The 1281-nt window shown below is 44.4% G+C and carries 6 tRNA genes; 2 read left to right on the forward strand and 4 right to left on the reverse strand.

From position 1 onward, the window contains the following. Window positions 1–12 precede the first annotated feature (12 nt). The 4 genes from QNM18_RS07175 to QNM18_RS07190 form a co-directional block, all read right to left on the reverse strand. Window positions 13–88: transfer RNA gene (locus tag QNM18_RS07175), tRNA-Glu, on the reverse strand. Between the two features lie 70 nt (window positions 89–158). Beyond that, window positions 159–234 (reverse strand) — tRNA-Glu (locus QNM18_RS07180). Between the two features lie 69 nt (window positions 235–303). Beyond that, a tRNA-Glu gene (locus QNM18_RS07185) sits at window positions 304–379 on the reverse strand. 72 nt (window positions 380–451) lie between these two features. Next, window positions 452–527, reverse strand: a tRNA-Ala gene (locus tag QNM18_RS07190). 545 nt (window positions 528–1072) lie between these two features. Between QNM18_RS07190 and QNM18_RS07195 the strand changes: the two genes are divergently transcribed. Together QNM18_RS07195 and QNM18_RS07200 are read left to right on the forward strand one after the other, a co-directional pair. After that, window positions 1073–1148 (forward strand) — tRNA-Val (locus QNM18_RS07195). Window positions 1149–1166: 18 nt separating this feature from the next. After that, window positions 1167–1242: transfer RNA gene (locus QNM18_RS07200), tRNA-Val, on the forward strand. The last annotated feature ends 39 nt before the right edge of the window (window positions 1243–1281 follow it).

The raw sequence follows: 1281 nt of genomic DNA on the forward strand, positions 1-1281 counted from the left end.
TACCTAAGTAAGTGGCGTCCCCTAGGGGATTCGAACCCCTGTTACCGCCGTGAAAGGGCGGTGTCCTAGGCCTCTAGACGAAGGGGACACAATTTTGTGTCACTAGGACTGGTTATTTAGACTCTCACCATACGAGTTTTTTACTTACCTAAAGTAAGTGGCGTCCCCTAGGGGATTCGAACCCCTGTTACCGCCGTGAAAGGGCGGTGTCCTAGGCCTCTAGACGAAGGGGACACAATTCTGTGTCACTAGGACTGGTTATTTAGACTCTCACCATACGAGTTTTTTACTTACCTAAGTAAGTGGCGTCCCCTAGGGGATTCGAACCCCTGTTACCGCCGTGAAAGGGCGGTGTCCTAGGCCTCTAGACGAAGGGGACACAAATTCAATTTTAAACACTCGAAGTCTAAAACTAAACAATGTCACTAGGACTTTTTTCAACGATTATGCTTGGTGGAGCTAGGCGGGATCGAACCGCCGACCTCCTCGCTGCCAGCGAGGCGCTCTCCCAGCTGAGCTATAGCCCCTTATTGCATACGGGAACTCTTCACCGTGCATCGCTGAGTGCGGGGCGCATTCTATGCAGGGAGGAAAATAAAGTCAACAATTTTTAGTTAAGTTTTTTCTAACTGCTTCAAAAAGCGCCCAAGAGGACACAATATAAACAAAACTCTGCCTTAATTCAATCAAACCTTTTGTTTTAGTTTGATTTTTATACAGAAAGACTGGTTACTCCCCTCCCCTGGTTCACTCACATACATTGTTTTAACTTAATAATTTAAACTAACCGGATTGGAATTGAATAAAGAACAATAATCCACTCGTCCAGACTGTTCCAAATCACATTACGTTTGTTGCTTTGTGGGCTAACAACGATAACTTGTGCCTCTTTTATTTATGTCATTTACACTCCTTATAATGAAGAGCAATTGTAATTTTGTTAATTTGCCTATAAATACAGCAAGCAAACGAAATTTTCATTTTTAAGTATTGACTCCTTTGCACGGCTCCCTATAATAGCGCCCCACAGCAACGCGGTGTTATGCACAATGTTTGTTGTAAAATTAGATATGGGTTGTTAGCTCAGTTGGGAGAGCATCGCCCTTACAAGGCGAGGGTCACTGGTTCAAGTCCAGTACAACCCACCATATCTAAGATTCTATATTGGGTTGTTAGCTCAGTTGGGAGAGCATCGCCCTTACAAGGCGAGGGTCACTGGTTCAAGTCCAGTACAACCCACCAATATAGACTGTAATTTGGGTGATTAGCTCAGTTGGGAGA

Source organism: Pseudoalteromonas obscura (genome assembly GCF_030135505.1).
GTDB classification, from domain to species: Bacteria; Pseudomonadota; Gammaproteobacteria; order Enterobacterales; family Alteromonadaceae; genus Pseudoalteromonas; species Pseudoalteromonas obscura.